At 67.5% G+C, this 17812-nt stretch carries 10 protein-coding genes; 3 read left to right on the forward strand and 7 right to left on the reverse strand.

All coding sequences use genetic code 11. The annotated features are described in order from the left end of the window. Positions 1 to 176 precede the first annotated feature (176 nt). A complete protein-coding gene (locus E3T35_RS11240; protein ID WP_134379141.1) occupies positions 177 to 1736 on the forward strand; it encodes an amino acid permease in 1560 nt (519 codons plus the stop codon). Here the strand turns inward: E3T35_RS11240 and E3T35_RS11245 are convergent. Next, positions 1733 to 3001: an MFS transporter gene (locus E3T35_RS11245; RefSeq protein WP_134345280.1), complete on the reverse strand. Its 1269-nt coding sequence runs from the start codon at positions 2999 to 3001 to the stop codon at positions 1733 to 1735. The genes E3T35_RS11240 and E3T35_RS11245 overlap by 4 nt on opposite strands. A 196-nt stretch (positions 3002 to 3197) precedes the next feature. On the opposite strand from E3T35_RS11245, the gene purU reads away from it, so the two are divergent. Both purU and E3T35_RS11255 read left to right on the forward strand, forming a co-directional pair. Further along, a complete protein-coding gene (gene purU / locus E3T35_RS11250; RefSeq protein ID WP_092339282.1) occupies positions 3198 to 4058 on the forward strand; it encodes a formyltetrahydrofolate deformylase in 861 nt (286 codons plus the stop codon). Positions 4059 to 4175: 117 nt separating this feature from the next. Next, entirely contained in the window at positions 4176 to 4532 is a 357-nt protein-coding gene (locus E3T35_RS11255; RefSeq protein WP_241987749.1) for a YrdB family protein, read from the forward strand. A gap of 61 nt (positions 4533 to 4593) precedes the next feature. On the opposite strand, the gene E3T35_RS11260 is transcribed toward E3T35_RS11255, so the two are convergent. From E3T35_RS11260 to E3T35_RS11285, 6 genes are all read right to left on the reverse strand, one after another. After that, positions 4594 to 5250, reverse strand: a complete 657-nt coding sequence (locus tag E3T35_RS11260) for an alpha/beta hydrolase (RefSeq protein WP_134379143.1) — start codon at positions 5248 to 5250, stop codon at positions 4594 to 4596. Next, positions 5247 to 6248: a ring-cleaving dioxygenase gene (locus E3T35_RS11265; RefSeq protein WP_134345282.1), complete on the reverse strand. Its 1002-nt coding sequence runs from the start codon at positions 6246 to 6248 to the stop codon at positions 5247 to 5249. The genes E3T35_RS11260 and E3T35_RS11265 overlap by 4 nt, the downstream gene beginning before the upstream one ends. Positions 6249 to 6464: 216 nt before the next feature. Further along, a complete protein-coding gene (locus E3T35_RS11270) occupies positions 6465 to 7733 on the reverse strand; it encodes an MFS transporter (RefSeq protein WP_241988818.1) in 1269 nt (422 codons plus the stop codon). 326 nt (positions 7734 to 8059) lie between these two features. Then, positions 8060 to 11734 (reverse strand): S8 family serine peptidase, encoded by a 3675-nt coding sequence (locus E3T35_RS11275; protein WP_134379145.1) that lies wholly within the window; start codon positions 11732 to 11734, stop codon positions 8060 to 8062. Positions 11735 to 11991: 257 nt separating this feature from the next. Continuing rightward, a complete protein-coding gene (locus E3T35_RS11280) occupies positions 11992 to 15558 on the reverse strand; it encodes a S8 family serine peptidase (RefSeq protein WP_241988819.1) in 3567 nt (1188 codons plus the stop codon). Between the two features lie 256 nt (positions 15559 to 15814). Further along, positions 15815 to 17752 (reverse strand): heavy metal translocating P-type ATPase, encoded by a 1938-nt coding sequence (locus tag E3T35_RS11285; protein WP_134345285.1) that lies wholly within the window; start codon positions 17750 to 17752, stop codon positions 15815 to 15817. Positions 17753 to 17812 lie beyond the last annotated feature (60 nt).

The following is a 17812-nucleotide window of genomic DNA, read 5'->3' on the forward strand; positions in this document are numbered from 1 at the left end:
AGTAGGGTTGCGCTATCCCCCGGCCGACGCCGCACACCGCCAGAAGCGCGCGTGCGTGCAGTTTCCGGCAACTTCCCGCGCCACTCGAATCGTTTCTCACACGAAGCCTTCTGCGTGACCGGCCAGCGAAATCGAGCACCGTTTTGAGCCCCACCCGCGGCCAGCAGCCCTCATCCATGCCCGCGTCGGGCGATTCGTCGTCGGAACCGCACGGTCACTACGACCACGCGATTCCGCCCGAAGAGACCCCGTTCGAGCACATCGAAGACGCCCTGAGCGTGCACGAGGATGACGCCCTGCACAAGGGACTCAAGTCTCGCCACGTGCAGATGATCGCGATCGGCGGTGCGATCGGCACCGGCCTGTTCCTCGGTGCCGGCGGACGCCTCGCCAGCGCCGGTCCCGCCCTGGTGTTCGTCTACGCGATCTGCGGTTTCTTCGCCTTCCTCATCCTGCGGGCGCTTGGCGAACTGGTGCTGCACCGCCCGAGCTCCGGTTCCTTCGTGTCGTACGCGCGCGAATTCTTCGGCGAGAAGACTGCTTTCGTCACCGGTTGGCTGTACTGGCTCAACTGGGCCATGACGGCGATCGTCGACGTGACCGCGGTGGCGTTGTACATGAATTTCTTCGCCACCTACTGGGCGCCGTTCGGCGAGGTGCCGCAGTGGCTGTACGCCCTCGCCGCACTCGCCCTGGTGCTCTCGCTCAACCTGCTCTCGGTCAAGGTGTTCGGTGAGATGGAATTCTGGTTCGCCCTGATCAAGGTGCTCGCCATCGTGGCATTCCTGATCGTCGGAACCTGGATGGTCATCTTCGGCACGCCGCTCGACGGGGCCACCGCCGGTTTTGCGCTGATCGGCGAAAACGGGGGCTGGCTGCCCAACGGGCTGATCGCATCCGTTCTGGTGGTGCAGGGCGTTGTGTTCGCGTATGCGTCGATCGAGCTGGTCGGAACGACGGCCGGGGAGACGAAGAACCCCGAGAAGGTCATGCCGAAGGCCATCAACACGGTCATCATTCGCATTGCGGTGTTCTACGTGGGGTCCATTCTGCTGCTCTCGCTGTTGTTGCCGTACACGGCATATAAAGCCGGCGAAAGCCCGTTCGTCACGTTCTTCGGCACGATCGGCATCGACGGCGTCGACGTGATCATGAACCTCGTCGTTCTCACCGCGGCCTTGTCGTCGCTGAACGCCGGCCTATATTCCACCGGGCGCATACTTCGGTCGATGTCGCTGGCCGGCTCAGCGCCGCGTTTCGCGGGCAAGATCAGCCGCAACGGAGTGCCGTTCGGCGGCATCCTGCTGACCGGGGTCGTGACCCTGCTCGGGGTGGGCCTGAACGCCATCGTGCCAGATGAAGCTTTCGAAATCGTGCTGAACATGGCGGCGATCGGCATCGTGAGCGCCTGGGGCATGATCGTGCTGTGCCAGCTGAGGCTGCAGGCCTGGGCCAAGCGCGGCATTCTGGTGCGCCCGGTGTTCCGCATGCCGTGGGCGCCGTACTCGGGCTATCTGACGCTCGTGTTCCTGGCCGGTGTGCTCGTGCTGATGGCGTTCGACTGGCCGGTCGGCACCCTCACGATCAGCTCGCTCGTGCTCATCGTTCCGGGGCTGATGATCGGCTGGTACGCCTGCCGCGGTCGCATTCTCGAAATCGCCGCAGCCCGCGACGGCTTCACCGGCCGCGTGCCGGTCGTGGCCAACCGTCCGCTCTCCGACCGTTCGCGCGACTAAGCGGATGCGGCCTGGCGCGCCTGGGCGCGCTGCGTCATGAGGTCAGTGACCACCACGAGCACGAGGGCAACGACCAGCAGCCCCACGTAGACCAACGGCACCCGCTCGAGCCCGACGCTGTCGATCAGCACCGCACCGAGCAGTGCACCACCGCCGATGCCGACGTTGAACGCGGTGGTGTAAAAGGCGCTTGCGGTATCGCGGATGCGCGGCGACGCGGCGTGCAGCATCCGGGTCTGCATCAGCGGAGGGAGCATGCCGAACGCCATGCCCCAGAGCACGAATGCAATGAGCGCCACCGGCAGGGTCGCCGTGAACACGGCGAGCAGGCTCACGCTGAGGGCGCTCACGGCGAGGCCGAGAATGAGGCCGAGGCTCGGGCGCGGGCCGAAGACCGTGCCGACGAGCAGTAGTCCCACCGCGCCGGCCACACCGTAGGCGAACAGCATCGGGGCCAGCAGTTCGGGGTCAATACTGAGCCCGTCGAGCAGGAACGGCGCGATGTAGGTGTAAAAGCTGTAGTGGCCGATCATGGTGATGCCGGTGATGATGCAGATCAGCACCACGGCCGGCACGGTCGCGTCGCGCGGCTGACGGGTTTTCGGTGCGTGAGCGGATGCCGCGACGCCGGTGGAATACCGCGCGACCGGTGGTAGAAACTTCCAGACCAGAACCGCGCCCACGAGCATCAGGCCGGCGAGCACGACGAAGGAGAGCCGCCAGCCGAGCAGGTGTCCGCCCGCGGTGCCGAGCGGCACCCCGAACACGAAGGCGAGCGTGCCGCCGGCGACCGTGATCGAGACGGCGCGACCGATCTGCGCTTTCGGCACGAGGTGCCCGGCGTAGGCACCCACCACCGACCAGAACAGTCCGTGCGCGACGCCGCCGAGCACGCGCGCGGCGACGACGAACTCGTAGGTCGGCGCGATGGCGGTGAGAATATTGCTCACCGCGAAGATGATGAGCACGACGATGATCAGCCCGTGCCGCGGAAAGCGGCGGGTCCAGATGGCGACCGGTGCGCTCGTGAGCACCACCGTGAACGCGAACCAGGAGACCAGCAGCCCGATCTGCGATTGGGCGACACCCAGGCTGCGACTCATCTCGGGGAGCAGCCCGGTCGGCAGCATTTCACTCGTGACCGAGAGAAAAACGGCGGCAGACAGGGTGATCAAACCGACCCAGGGAAACGGCGGTTCGGTTCGGTTGGACGGCGCGACCGGGATCGAGCCGGTGGGCAAAAAGATATTGGCGGTGTTGGTCATGGCTGCATTCGAACTGGGCCGAAGAGGACGACCGGTGGGATTATTCACACCGAGATCGAAGCCACTCGACTGCGCGCCGACGTGCGCGCCCGGGGCCGACTTGTGCAGTGCGACCAACAACTAGTCTACCCAAAGCCGGTGAGGCGGCAACTGGGCGGGCCGCGGCATCCGCTCTCACGCCGGGTATTCTGGCCCAATGACTTCTTCGACCCCGCACCACTGGGTAATCACGCTGGTCTGTGCTGACCAGCCCGGCATTGTGCACGCCGTCAGCGGCGCGATCGTGCAGGCGCAGGGCAATATCTCGGAGAGCCAGCAGTTCTCCAGCGATGACACCGGACGGTTCTTCATGCGGTTGCAGGTGCAGTCGCCGGCGACCAGGCCCGAGCTCGAGGCGGCGCTCGCGCCGGTAATCGAACGTTATGCGATGGCGTCGATCATCGATGTCGTCGGGCGTCCGCTGCGCACGCTCGTGCTCGCTTCCTCGGCCGGTCATTGCGTCAACGATCTGCTGTTTCGCCAGCGCGGCGGGCAGCTGCCGGTGGAGATTCCGCTCGTGCTCAGCAATCACGGCACGCTGCGCGACCTCGTGGGGTTCTACGGGGTGCCGTTCGAATCGCTGCCCATAACGGATGCCGCCAGCAAGGCCGACTTCGAAGCGCGCGTCATCGAGGCGGTCGACGACCTCGACATCGAACTCGTCGTGCTCGCCCGGTACATGCAGATTCTGTCGCCGGAACTGTGCGCGCGGCTCGGCGGGCGGGCGATCAACATTCACCACTCGTTCCTGCCGGGGTTCAAGGGGGCCAACCCCTACCGCCAGGCGCACGCGCGCGGCGTGAAGCTCATTGGTGCGACCGCGCACTTTGTGACCGGCAACCTCGACGAGGGTCCGATCATCGAGCAGAACGTGGTGCGGGTCGATCATTCACGCACTCCGGCGGAGCTCGTGTCGATCGGACAAGATGAGGAGAGCCGCACCCTCACTCAGGCGGTCAAGTGGTTCGCCGAGAACCGCGTGCTGCTCGACGGGGCCCGCACGATCATCTTCAAGTAGCGGACGGGGCCCAGGTTATAAACTGGGCCCAGGGTCCGGGCTTGGGCCCCGTCCGCAGCGCGGGCCCGGAATGCACGCCCGGAACGCGAGGCCACAGGGCATCGCTAGGATTGACTGGTGACAGATACGCGCGACCTGCCGAAAATCGGCCCCAACGACATGCTCCGGTTCGTGCTCGAACTCTTCGCCTTCGTCAGCCTCGGAATCTGGGGGTTCGTCGCCTGGCCCCTCCCCTGGCCCGGCATTCTGTTCGGCCTCGCCACTCCCGCCTTCGCCATCCTGGTCTGGGCGCTGTTCCGGTCGCCCCGGGCCGTGTTCCGCCTCGATCCGTTCGGTAAGGCAGTCATCGAGATCGCCATCTTCGGCTCGGCCGCGCTCGCTTGGTGGGACCTCGGCTTTCCCATCATCACGGTGATTTTCGCCGTGGTCGCGACGGCCAGCGGCGTCATCTCCGGTCGCAAAGAGCTTCGCTAACCACTCCCACTAGAGCAATGCTGAACGGGTCAATCGGGCACGTGCGGTGCACCCTCGCCGGCTAGGCCAACCAGGCGACCGCAGCAGCGACATCGGATTCGGCGATACCGTGGCCACCGGCGCGCAGCTCCTGCTGCACCCGCGCGCCCTGCGCTTCCAGAACCTCCACGAGGCTCTGCACACTGGCAAGCGGTGCCATCGGGTCGCTGTGACCATTCAGCAGCAGCGCAGCGGATGCCGCCAGCTCGCTCGCCGCGACCCGCGCGCCGATCGCACGCTCCACCTCGCTCGCATCCGCTGAAACGTCGAGCGGGTGCATCCCCGAGAAAGCGATCACCCGCGCCACCACCTCGGGATGCAGCAGGGCCAGGGCGAGGGCGATGTTGGCGCCGTTGGAGAACCCGACGGCAACGAGCGAACGGTCGCCCAACTCGTAGTAGTCCCGGGCCCAGACCAGGAATCCGGCTAGGTCGTCGGCTCGCCGGGCGACATCTTCGGTATCGAAGACACCTTCCGACAGCCGACGGAACCAGCGGTTCATGCCGTTCTCTGCCGCGCGTCCGCGTGGGGCGAGCACTGTGGCCGTCGGGTTGAGCGCGGCGGCGAGCCCACTGATCTGCTGCTCGTCGCCGCCGGTTCCGTGCAGCATGAGCAGTACCGGAGCGTCGGGCGAACCCGCCCGAAACAGGTGCGGCCAGTCCGGTGTCACGTCACTCATTCGTGAGCCGCGGCGGCTGCCAGCGCCGCGGCATCCGCCAGCCCCGGGTTGTTCTCGGCGGGCACCGTGACGGGCGCGACCGAGTTCTCGATGGCCTCACGGCTCGGCTCGAGCCACGGCGGAAGCTTGAGCGACCGACCGAGTTCGAGCAGCGGCTCATCGATGTCGAAGCCGGGGGTGTCCGTGGCAATTTCGAATAATACGCCGCCGGGTTCGCGAAAGTAGATCGAGGTGAAGTAGTCCCGGTCGAGAATGGCGGTCACACCGTAACCACTGTCCACGAGCTGTTCGCGCCATTCGGCCTGGGTGGCCCGGTCGGGCACCCGGAACGCCACGTGGTGCACGGTTCCGCCAGCGGTCAGTCCCGGCTCGCAGGCCGGGTCAGCGAGCACGTCGACGAGGTTGCCGGCCGCACCATCACCGGCCCCGACGCGGATGCGGCCATCCGATTCGGAGATGACATGCATGCCGAGGTCAGCCGTGAGCACCTGCACGGTCTTCGCCGGGTCGGCCACCGTGAGCACCGAGGAGTGCTGGCCGCGCACCGCAAATTCGGCGGGAACGGATGCGGAATCCCACGGATTGCGCGGATCCACGGTCGACGATGCCACAAGGTCGAGCTGCAGGCCGTCGGGGTCGCGCAACGACAGGCGCTCCTCGTGCGAGGAGCGCCCGGTCACCGCAGATTCCACGCCGAGCGCGGCGAAGTGTGCTTTCCACCAGCCGAGGCTGCCGGCCGGAACCGAGAACGCGGTGGTCGTCGACTGCCCGGCACCGGTGCGTCCGCTGCGAATGCCGGCCCACGGAAAGAAGGTGAGTAGTGACCCGGGCCGGCCGGAGTCATCGCCGTAGTAGAGGTGATACGTGCCCGGGTCGTCGAAGTTGACGGTTCGTTTGACGAGGCGCAGGCCCAGTCCGGTCACGTAGAAGTCGATGTTGCGCTGCGGGTCGCCCGCAATCGCGGTGACGTGGTGCAGTCCGCTGGTCTGGACGGTCATGGCTAGTCTCCTTGGCAGATCAATCGTTCGGTGTTTATGCAAACGCATGTATCTGCTGTGGTATTCCCACTCGTCCCATGCCCGCCGGAATTCGTGCGCGCGTTTTCGGGGACTAGTTCAGGAAATCGGTTTCGCTGGCCAGGGAACGCCTCGGACTCCTGTGGAAGCTCGGTGGGCCGCGCCGGACTTTCCTGAATCAGCCACGCGCATCCGCTGTTACGAGACGGCGAGGCGCTCCGACGGCATCCGCAGCGCGTACGCCGCCGCAATGACCAGGAAAACCCCGCCCACCGCGAACCCGGCCGAGAACGAGAAGGTATCAACCAGCAAGCCGGCGACGAGCGGACCGACGATCGCACCGGCATCCGCGCACATGGAGAACACCGACACCGGGCGTCCCCCGCGAGCGCCGGCAGCATCGCCCACCGCTGCGGCCGGCGCGGTGCCCATGAACGCCGCGGCGACCCCGTAGACGCAGAGCAGGGCGCCGAGCACCCAGATGTTCGGCGCGAACGAGATGGCCACGATCGCCAGCCCGGCCACGGTGAATGCCCCGATGATGGCCGGTTTACGCCCGACCGTATCGACGAACCGGGCGGCCGGCGCCAGCGCGAGTGCCTGGGCCACCGCCGCGGCCGCGAGAGCGATGCCGGTCCACGAGCTGGTCCCGCCGAGCACCACCACCACGAACAGCGGAATGAGCGTCGTGCGCACACCGAGGGACGTCCAGCCCTGGGCGAAGTTGGCGATGCAGGCCGCGCGAAAGCGCTCGTCGCGCAGCACGGTGCGAAACGGCGTGCGCACAGCGGATGCGCCGGCCGCGGCGAGCGCGCTGCCCCGCCCGCCGGAACGCAGCAGGAACAGCCCAACCAGGCCCGCCACGGTGAGGGTGCCGGCGTAGAAGAAGAACGGTGCGGTCAGGGAGATGGTCGCGAGCAGGCTGCCGATCGCCGGGCCGGCCATGCCACCGATCAGGAATCCGCCCTGATAGAACCCGATCGCACGGGCCCGCCGGCCCGGCTCGGCCGTGCGCAGCAGCAGTGTCATGGCCGACACCGAGAACATGGCCGAGCCGATGCCGCCCGCACCGCGCAGCAGCAAGAGTTGCACGTAGCTGTCGGCCGCGCCGACCAGTCCACTGGAGAGCGCGACAATTCCGATGCCGATGGCGAGCACACTGCGCTCCCCCGCCCAGTCGATCAGGCGGCCACAGGCCGGGCTGAACACGAAACGCATAAGCGCGAACGCCGAGACGACCGCACCGACCTCGAGGTTGCCGACCCCGAAGCTCTGCACGTAGACCGGAAGCACCGGAACCACAACCCCGAACCCGACCATCACGAAGAATGCGATGACGCCGAGCACGATCACGTCCCGGTTCAGCCGCGGCTTCGGGCTCGCGCCGGTTGCGCCCGATCCGGTTGCGCCCGATACGGCTACAGCGGATGCCCGGGGTCGCCCCCGCATCCATCCCGCCGCTCGCATCCCTACAGCTTAAGCTGACACGCGCCCGCCCGGGCCCGGAAAGTACGAACACGCACAACTCGTGACACGCGTGAAGGCGACGGACGGCGCATCCGTCGCCTTCATCGTCGCTCGGGCCCACCTTATGACCACGGGCCCAGTTTCTAAACTGGGCCCAGGGACGGGGCCTGGGCCCCGTCCAGAAAGAGACCGGAACCCGTCCAGAAAGAGACCGAACCCGTCCAGAAAGAGACCGAACCCGTTCAGAAAGAGACCGGAACCCGTTGGGAACGAGACGAAGCTCGGGCCCCGTGCAGATTGCACGGGGCCCGAGCACCGGCGGCGGGCTACCGCACGACCAGCAGGGAGCGGGCCGGGCTGTTCGCCGCAGCGACCGCGTCGTTGCCGGCGTAGTGCCCGACCACCTTGTACAGGCCGCGACCGAGCTTAGGCAGCGTGACGCTGCCGTGCCCGTTCGCGTCGAGCGCCACGGTGAACCGGCGCTTGTCGACCGTCACCGTGGCGGTGTCACCGACCTCCCCCTTGCTGGTGACCGTGACCGACACGATGACCCGGCTGGAGAAGAAGACGGCCCGGTGGTTGAGCGTCACCGCGACCTTGGCGGCATACTTCACCAGAACACCGGCCGAGGTGGCCGCTGCGCTCGGCCCGTCCGGCACCAACCCGGTCACGACCACGGTCAGTGTCGTTCCGGCGAGCGCCTTGGTCGGCGTGAAGGTGGCTGACGTCGCACCCGTGATGTCGACGCCGTTGCTCTGCCACTGGTAGCCGAAGGTAAGACCTTCGACGTTCCACTGGCCGGGGTCAGCCGTCAGAACCGACCCGATCTCCGGCGTACCGGAAATGCTCGGCGCCACGGTATTCACCGGGGCCTGGGTGTTGTCACCCTCGCTCGCCGCAATGGCGAGAATCGTCGAGGCTGTGCTGTCGCCGTAGTCGACCACACCGAGGTACGGCGTGTTCGGCACGAGACCGGCCCAACTGAGCGTGTACGTGATCGGCACGCCCTGCGGCCCCTGGATCGTCGCCGGTGTCGCGGTGAACCCACTGGTGGGAACCCCCGACGCGACCGAGAAGGTGTTCACGTCGAACGCCGTCGAACCGGAGAAGACGTCCACAACGACCTGGTAGAAGCCGGCCTCCGGAGTGGGGATGTCAACGTGCTCATCGGCGGACCCCGTAGCCGACTGCCAGCCGGCAACCGGGTTGCCTCCCGGGCCGTCGAGCAGCAGCACGAACAGGTCGAGGTCGGTCGAATCGTCGACGGCGTTCAGGTCGAACCGGGCGAGCCGGCCTGTCTGAATCTCCACCTCGTAGGTGAACTGGTCGCCGGTCGCGCCCTCACCGCTGTGCGGAGCGGACGGGTCCGCGGCGTTGTTCTGGTGCACCCCGTTGGCCAGGCCGCTGAGGTTCAGCGCTACCGGTTCTGACCCGCCCGGGGCCACGGTGATGTCGATCGAACCGTCGAGGCCGGTGCCAGCCACCTCGGTGGGGGCGACGACGGTGACCGGACGAACAGCGATCGGGCTGTGCACCACGTCGAAGAAGTCGCCCGGGTCGCCCGAACCACTGTTTCCGAAGCCCCAGTCCAGCGAGCCGGTGGCGTACTGGTCGAGCGGAGCATCCGTTCGAGTGAAGGTCACCGTGTAGCTCTGCTTCTCACCCACGGCGCTGAAGGTCATCTCGGCCGGAGACACAACGGCGGTGATGCCGGGGATCTCGATCGGGACTGCCGTGTAGGTGCCCACCCGTACGGCGGTCACCGTGCGGGTGATGGTTTCGGGCGCGGTCAGCGCTCCGATCTGAATCGACGGCAGGTTCAGGTTGCTGGCGTCGATCGGCTCCACGCCGGCGTCGAAACCGATCCCCTGCAGGTAGGCCAGCCAGTCGGCTGGACCGCTCTGGTAGACCAGACCCGGAAAGTCGAACGAGGACGGGTTGACCTGCCCGGCACCCTGCGCGAACGGGTCGGTCACCGGGGCACCGGTAGCGTCGACCGTGTTCTTCGCGGTCGTCATCATGACCGACTTGATCTCGGCCGGGGTCGCGAGCGGCCGAAAGCCCAGGATCAGTGCGGCGAGGCCGGCGATGTGCGGGCTGGCCATCGAGGTACCCGACTCGAACTGGAACGTCGGGTCGGCACCCTCCGCGTTGGGGCCGTCGGCCAGAATGCTGACACCGGGCGCCGCGATATCGGGCTTGAGCAGGTCGCCGCCGTCGGCGGTCACCGGCCCGCGGGAGGAGAATCCGGCCATCTGGGGCACCGGCGTCTGCGTGGCGGTCGTGTTGTCGGGTGTGAACGTGACGGTCGCGCCTGCCGTTGCGGCGTAGGCGAAGACCGGGTCAAAGGCGGGGGCGTCCAAGTGGATGCTCGGCACCGAGTGTTCGTCGGTATCGACGTCGGCCGGTGTGCGGTTGACCAGCAGCATGCCGCTGCCGCCTGCCCGCAGCACCTCGGCCGACTTGGCCACCCGGTCGTAGACGCCGCGCTGGCAGAACACGATCCCGCCGGACACCTTGGCCGGGTCGAGTGCGCCCGGCGCGCAGAGCAACGCGTCGGCTGGGTCGAAGCCGTCCACCGCTACGAGGTCGGCCCGCAGCAGGTTGCCGGAGAGCGGGGTGGCTCCCGGCGTGCGGTCGACGGTGATCGAGGCACCGGCATACGCCGTACCGTCACCGAGCGTGGCCGTCGCCTCATACGACGGAATCGTCGTCGCGGCGACCGTGGTGATCCACGGTGACGCGTTCTCCACGGTGGATGCCGTTGGACCGTCGTTACCAGCGGATGCAGCCACGAAAATGCCCGCCGCAGCAGCGCCGAGGAAGGCTGCGTCGGTGGGCGAGAACGTGGTCTGCGCGGGGCCGCCGCCGATCGAGTAGTTGATCACGTCGACGCCGTCGGAGATGGCCTGGTCGATGGCCTTCAGAATGTCGGTGTCCGTGCAGCCGTCGTCGGTCGTGACGGTGTTGTCGGGGCCGGACCAGCACACCTTGTAGGCGGCGATCTTGGCAGCCGGGGCTACCCCCGAGATGTTGCCGAAGTCGACTCCGTTGATGGTCGTCGGTATGTCGGCGTTGCCGCCAGCGGTGCTCGAGGTGTGCGAACCGTGACCGTCGCCGTCCCGCGGGGAGACGTATTCACCCGTTGACGCGTCGCCGATCTGGTCGGCTCCGAAGCCGTCGAGAAAGTACCGGGCCCCGATCACCTTGGTGCTGCAGGCACTCGCAGCGAACTGCTCGCCGGTCTGGCAGGTGCCGGTGAAGGTGGTTCCGTCAGCCTTGTTCATGGTGATCGTGTCACCGTCGAGCCACGGCTCCTCGCCGGGTGTCGTGCCGAGCGGCGAGCCGGCGAAGGACGGGTTCTCTGGGGCGATGCCGGTGTCGAGCACTCCGATCACCACGCCCTTACCGGCCTCGCTGGTTCCGCCGAGCTTGGACCACAGTCCGTTCGGTCCGCTCAACCGCAGAAAATCGGTCGACGACTCGGCGGTCACGTGTCGGAGGGCGTCGGGTACAACCGACACCACGTTCTTCTTCACGGCCAGGGCCGCCGCCTGCTTGCCGGTGAGCTGCGCTGCGAATCCGTTCACGGCGAGCGTGTAGGAATACGCCACCTTGGCATCAACGGATGCTGCCACCTCGCTTTGGATGCGCGTCAAGTAGTCCTTGTAGGTCTCGGCCGAGCGGCTTTGGGCGTTGAGCTTGGCCCCGGCATCCGGCATGGTGGCCGAGAAACCGTCGACTCCGCCCTGATACAGCGCAACGGCCTCGTCACTGAGGGTCACGATGTAGCGTCCGGCGGTGAAATCCATCCGCTGCCCGCCGGGAGAGGCGATGCTGCCGGAGAGACCGGTCGCTGCGGGGGCGGCGCCGGCGGGCAGGGTGCCGCCGACCAGTACGGAAGCGCCCACCAGGGCGATGGCGACGGTGGCCGCGATTGTGGCGCGGCGGCGCGAGCGGGATGTTGGCGCTGGGTTCAGCGCTGAATCCGGCGCAGACATCGTGCGCCTGAAGAAAGAACTCACGTGGGTGTCCAATCCGATAAGGGTGCGAGGTGGTCTCGTTCCACAACAGGAACGTGTCGCTGTCCCGATGCGCGGGACAGTTCGCTGGTGACCGTAGCGCGCTCGGCGACCCCCGGATAGGGGCATTCCGCAGGTACCGCAGGCTGGGGGTGCGCAAGCGGGCACACGCAACGCGCGCCGCGTGCATCCGCTTGAAAAACGGATGCACGCGGCGCGCGCCTGGCGCTCGCCTGCTACCGCACGGTCAGCGTGCGCGGCTTGCTGTTCGCCGCGGCGACGAGGTCGGTACCGGCGTACTGCGCCACAACCGTATAGCTGCCGCGGTCCAGGTCGGGCAGGGTCAGCGATCCCTTGCCCCTCTGATCGAGGGCCACGTCGTAGCTCTGATCGTCGACCAGAATCTGCACTGTGCCGAGCGACGCCGAGCGCGGTGCGTCGGTCTTCACCGACACATTGATCGTGGCGCCCTTGGAGTGCGGCTTAGCCTTCGAATCGACCTTCACATCAACGGTGGTGGAGTACTTCACTACGACCCCGGCCGAGGTAGCCGCGCCGGCCGGAAGCCCGTCGGCCCGGGCGGTGACAACCACCGTGAGCGTCTTGCCACCAAGCGACTTGGTCGGCGTGTAGTCGACCTTGGTGGCCTTCTTGATGTCGCGACCATCGGCCTGCCACTGATAGCTGTAGGCCAGCCCGGCGAGGTTCCACTCTCCCGCCAGAGCGGTCAGTTTCGCGCCGACGACGGCGGTGCCCTCGATCGACGGCAACGCCGTGTTCACGGGCGCTTCCGGCTCGGGAGCTGCGCCACTGGCGACCGAGACGACCGTTGAGACCGAACTGTCACCGTAACCGACGAGACCGAGGTAACCGGTCTCGGGCAGAAGGCCCGACCAGGACAGCGAGTACGTCGCCGCCACGCCCTGCTGGCCCGCGACGACCGGTGGTGCGGCCGCGAACGACCCCGCGCCGGGGCCGGCGAGCACCGAGTAGGTGTTCACGTTGAACGCGGTCGTTCCGCTGTAGATGGAGTTGATCACCTGGTAGAAACCGGCTTCGGGGTCGACCAGGTCGATGAGTTCATCGGCCGATCCGGTCGCAGACTGCCAGCCGGCCACCGGAGAACCGCCGTCACCGTTCAGGCGGTAGACGATCAGGTCGAGATCGGCGGTCTGGTCGACCGCGTCGAGGTCGAACCGGGCGAGCTGGGTACCCTCCGGTACCTCCACCTGGTAGCTGAACTCGTCACCGGCGGTGCCGGATCCGGTGTTCGGACTGGCCGGGTCGGCCGGGTCGCTCTGGTGCAGTCCGGCCGCGAGGCCGATCAGGTTCAGCGCGATGTCCCCGGTGGCTCCGGGGGTGATCGACACGTCGACCGAACCGTCAATCCCGGTGCCGTTGGCGGTGGCCGGCGCGACGAGGGTAACGGGCTGAATGGCGATGGGACTGTGCACGAGCGTCCCTGAGCCGCTCACCCAGTTGAGCGAGCCGGTCGAGAACTGATCGAGCGGGGCATCCGTTCGGGTGAACGTCACGGTGTAGCTGGCCGATTCGCCTTCAGCGCCAAAGCTCAGCGTGGCCGGCGAGACGACCGCGTCGATGCCCGGTACCGTCACCGGCTGGGCGGTGAAGGTGCCGGTCTCGGTGCTCGTGACGGTGCGGGTGATGGTCTCCGGCGCGGTCAGTGACCCGATCGCGATGGAGGCCAGGTTGAGGTTGCTCGGGTCCACCGGGTCGGCGCCGACGTCATAACCGATGCCCTGAATGTAGGAGTACCAATCCTCGGTGTCATTCAGGTAGAGCAGGCCCGGTTCGAACATTCTCGTCGGGTCGACGTGACCTGCACCCTGGGTGAACGGGTCGGTGACGGTGTCGCCGCCCGCATCGACGGTGTCATACGCGCTCGTCATCATGGCCGACTTGATCTCGCTGGGGGTGGCGAGCGGTCGTTCACCGAGATACAGCGCTGCGAGTCCGGCGATCTGCGGGCTCGACATCGACGTACCGGAGAGGAACTGCCAGGTCGGCTCGCCACCCTCTGCGTTCGGACCGTCGGCGAGAATGGCCACGCCGGGCGCGGTCACGTCGGGCTTCAGAATGTCGCTGCCGTCGGCGAGTACCGGCCCATGCGAGGAGAACCCGGCCACCTGCGGTGTCGGCGGCGTGTAGCTGGTCGTATTCCCGTCGGTGAATATAACGGATGCCGCGGCGCTGCCCGCGTAGGCATACGTCGCCTCCCAGTATGTGGAGTCGAGGTGGATGGTGGGCACGCTGTGCTCGTCGGTGTCGACCGAGCCGGGAACGCTGTTCACGAGCAGCGTGCCGATGCCGCCGGCCCGCAAAACCTCGGCGGACTTCGCGACGCGGTCGTAAACGCCGCGTTCACAGAGCACGATGGTTCCGGAAACGAGCGCCGGGTCGAGGGAATCGGGGCCGCAGAGCAGGGCGTCGGCCGGGTCGTGGCCTTCCGCCGCTACGAGGTCACCACGCACGAGAGTGCCGGCCAGCGGGGTGGCGCCCGGGGTGCGGTCGACCGAGATCGAGCCTCCAGCGTAGGCGGTGCCGTCACCGAAGGTGGCGGTGGCCTCGTAGCCGGGGATAGTGCTCGCGGCGACCGTGGTGATCCACGGGGAGGCGTTGTCGAGCGTCGACGCACCGGGGCCGGAGTTGCCGGCCGAGGCGGCCACGAAGATGCCCGCTGCGGCCGCGCCGAGGAAGGCCTGGTCAGTCGGTGAGACCGTGGTGTCGGCCGCTCCGCCGCCGATCGAGTAGTTCAGCACGTCGACGTTGTCGGCGACGGCCTGGTTGATACCGGCCAGCAGGTCGGAGGTGGCGCAGCCGTCGTCTCCGCCGGGAGCGGCCGTCCAGCAGACCTTGTAGGCGGCGATCTTGGCGGCCGGGGCAACGCCCGAGATGAGGCCGTAGTCCAGGCCGCTGATGGTCGCGGTCACGTCGTGGTTGCCGCCGGCGGTGCTCGCGGTGTGCGACCCGTGGCCGTCGCCGTCGCGCGGCGACAGGTATTCGCCCTCGTCGACCCCGCCGATGCGATCGGCGCCGTAGCCGGTCACGAAGTAGCGCGCACCGACCACCTTGGTGCTGCAGTCCGAGGCGTCGAACTGCACGCCGGTGACGCACTCGCCGGTGAAGACGGTGCCGTCGCTCTTGGTCATGGTGATTGTGTCACCGTCGAGCCAGGGCTCGTCACCGGCCGTGCCGCCGAGTGCGTCGCCGGCGAACGAGGGGTTTTCCGGTGCGAAACCGGTGTCGAGCACGCCGATGACGACGCCCTCGCCCGCGGTGTCGGCGCCGCCGGTGGACGCCCAGACGCCGTCATCGCCGGAGAGTCCGAGAAACTCGGTCGACGAGGTAGCGGTCAGGTGTTTGAGCTCGTCGGGCGAGATGGCCACAACGTCTTTCTCGGCCGAGAGCCTGGCCGCCTGCGCGGCGGTCAGTTCGGCGGCGAACCCGTTCAAGGCCAGGGTGTAGGAGTAGTCGATCGTGGCATCAACGGATGCCGCCACCTCCTTTTGCTTACCAGCCAGGTAGTCGGAATAGCTCGCCGAGGCGCGACTGTGCGGATCGAGGCGGGCGCCGGCATCCGGTGTGGTCGGTGCAAAACCGTCGACACCGCCGGTGTAGGTGGCGACAGCGTTGTCGGCCAGGGTCACGATGTAGCGACCGTCGGTGAAGTCGGTGACCGGGCTGCCCGCGCCGATGATGCCGCCAAGGCCGGGAGCCATCGGGGCGGCCGCCACGCCACTCACGCCCACGAGGGCGCCGGCTGCAACCAGGGTCGTGGTCACGCAGAGTGCCATCACCCGCCGCATCTGGTGAGGAGCGAAATACGGGCTTTCGGGCGGGAGTGTGGTTCGCCTGAACTGTGATCTCACGTGCGTGTCCAATCGGATCGGAGTGCGCTAGCCGCTCTGCCCCAGTTCGGGGCACAACGTGCTCGTGAACGTATCGCACGGGCGACACCCCCGTACAGGGTGCAGAATGCTCGGTAACACGATCGTTACCTTGACCAATGCTCAATTCAGGCTCGGGGTAGCCCCTGAATCAGACGGGTCTGTCTACTGCCGGGAGTACCGGTCTGTCTGCCCTTTCGCTGGTTTCCAGTGGGGCCGATGCACCGCCAACGGATGCCCGCCGAGCCCGCACGGCATCGCGCCGACCGCCGATGGCGCGCAGCGCGTTCAGAATGGTGATGAGGTCGACGACCTCCTGGCTGATCGCTCCGGCCGTCGCCGGTATGAGGCCGAACGCCGCGATCACCATGAGCACCACGCTCAGGGCAATCCCCAGCCAGATGCTCTGCAAGGCAACACGAACGGTGTCCTGGCCAATGCGCACGGCCCGCACGGTACGCGAGATATCGTCGAGCAGAATGACCACGTCGGCCGATTCGCTCGCCGCCGTCGAGCCCTTGGCCCCCATCGCGATACCAACGTCGGCGACTGCGAGTACGGGAGCGTCGTTGACGCCGTCGCCCACCATGATCACCGGGCGTCGGGTCAGCGCCCGCACAGCGTCGACTTTGTCACTCGGCAGGCAGTCCGCTCGCACGTGCACAATGCCCACCTGGCCGGCCACATGCAAAGCGGTAGCGCGCGCATCGCCGGTGAGCATGAGATTCTCCCGCACGCCGAGACGGGCGAGGTCAGCGACGCTCTGGCGGGCGTTGTCCCGCACCCGGTCGCTGGCCACGATGCTGCCGGCGAACCGTCCGTCCACGGCGACGTACATGGCCAGCTCGCCGCCGGCAAGGTGCGTAGCCGTCGCATCCGCTGCCCCGTCATTGATGAACGAGAGCTTGCCGACCCGCACGGTTCCGGGCCCGAATCGGGCCTCGACGCCGAAGGTTGCGGCCTCACTCGCCGAGTCCGCCGTGTGCAGCGCGAGACCGCGCTCGTGCGCGGCGCCAAGAACGGATGCCGCCAGCACGTGACTCGAATACTGCTCGGCCGACGCCGCGAGAGTCAGCAGCTCGTCAGCGCTGAAGCCCGCTTCGGGGCGCACCTCGCTGATCGCGGGCGTGCCGTAGGTGAGCGTTCCGGTCTTGTCGAAGACGATAGTTTTGGCGCGGGAGAGGGCTTCGAGCACGCCGGCGCCCTTGACGATGATCCCGTTCCGAGCGGCGCGACTCATGCCGCCCATGAACGCGACCGGCGCGGCGAGCAGCAGCGGGCACGGCGTCGCCACTACGAGCACCTCGGCGAACCGCACCGGATCGTTGGACAGCGCCCAGGCGAGACCGGCCAGGGTGAGAGCGCCCACCGTGAACGGAACGGCGTAGCGGTCGGCGAGGCGCACCACCGGGGCTTTACTGCTTGACGCCTCCTCGACCAAGGCGATGATGTGCTGGTACTGACTGTTCGCGGCGGTCGCCGTGGCCATCAGGGTGGCTGCGATTTGCCCGTTGATGGATCCACTCAGTACCGGGTCTCCGACGCTGCGTTCAACCGGGAGGCTCTCGCCGGTAAGCGAGGACTCGTCGAACGCGGCAGTGTCGCTCTGCAGTTGCCCGTCGACCGGCACGATTTCCGACGGGCGCACGAGCAGCAGGTCGCCGACGCGCACCTCGGTGGCCGGCACATCCGTAGCCTCACCCGAGTCAGGGTCGAGGCGATGAGCGATCTGAGGCGCACGTTTCAGGAGCGCGTCGAGTTCTCGCGCAGCGCGGCCAGCGGCATAATCTTCGAGGGCCGCGCCGCCCGACAGCATGAGCACGATGAGGAGGGTCGCCACGTATTCGCCCACGAGGGTGGTAGCGACGATCGCGATGATGGCGAGCAGGTCGACGCCGAAGCTGCCCCGGACCAGTTGACGTACCATCCCGACGGACGAAACGAGGGCGGCAACGATGCCGAACCCGCTGAACAGCCAGCGCACGGCATCCGCTTGACCGAAGATTCCGAGCGCGAGCCCGAGCAGGCCGACGAGCACCGTGGCGGCGACGAGCGGATATCGGCGTGCGAACACGAGGAGGCGGGACATGACTGCATTCTCCCGCGCGGTGCAGCCGAGCGCCACCGAGGAAAGCCTCGCCTGCAGTCA

Source organism: Cryobacterium sp. TMT1-2-2 (assembly GCF_004403505.1).
GTDB classification, from domain to species: Bacteria; Actinomycetota; Actinomycetes; order Actinomycetales; family Microbacteriaceae; genus Cryobacterium; species Cryobacterium flavum.